1 protein-coding gene is annotated in these 657 nt (G+C 72.0%); it reads left to right on the top strand.

Features of this window, described 5'->3' with window-relative positions:
- A partial coding sequence (locus TN53_RS41625) for an electron transfer flavoprotein subunit alpha/FixB family protein (RefSeq protein WP_046264095.1) occupies window positions 1-657 on the top strand: 657 nt, incomplete at its 5' end.

A 657-nucleotide genomic window follows, 5' to 3' on the forward strand; every position in this document is an offset into this window, starting at 1 on the left:
CTCGCGCTGCGGATCGGCTCCGGCATCATCACCGACGCCGTCGACCTGGAGGCCGGTGACGAGGGTCCGGTGGCCACCCAGTCGGTGTTCGCCGCCTCCTTCTCCACCAGGACCCGGGTCGTCAAGGGCACCCCGGTCATCACCGTCAAGCCGAACTCCGCCGCCGTGCAGGCCGCCCCGGCCGCCGGCACGGTGGAGGCCCTCACGGTGTCCTTCGGCGCCCTGGCCACCGGCACCAAGGTCACCGCCCGCACCCCGCGTGAGTCGACCGGGCGCCCGGAGCTGACCGAGGCCGCGATCGTGGTCTCCGGCGGCCGCGGGGTCAACGGCGCGGAGAACTTCGCGCTCATCGAGTCCCTCGCCGACTCCCTCGGCGCGGCCGTGGGCGCCTCGCGCGCCGCCGTCGACGCCGGCTGGTACCCGCACACCAACCAGGTCGGCCAGACCGGCAAGAGTGTGTCCCCGCAGCTGTACATCGCCTCCGGTATCTCCGGCGCGATCCAGCACCGGGCCGGCATGCAGACCTCCAAGACGATCGTGGCGATCAACAAGGACGCCGAGGCCCCGATCTTCGACCTCGTCGACTACGGCGTCGTCGGCGACCTCTTCGACGTCGTCCCCGCCCTCACCGAGGAGATCAACACCCGCAAGGGCTGA

The organism is Streptomyces sp. WM6386 (genome assembly GCF_000972385.1).
Taxonomy (GTDB): domain Bacteria; phylum Actinomycetota; class Actinomycetes; order Streptomycetales; family Streptomycetaceae; genus Streptomyces.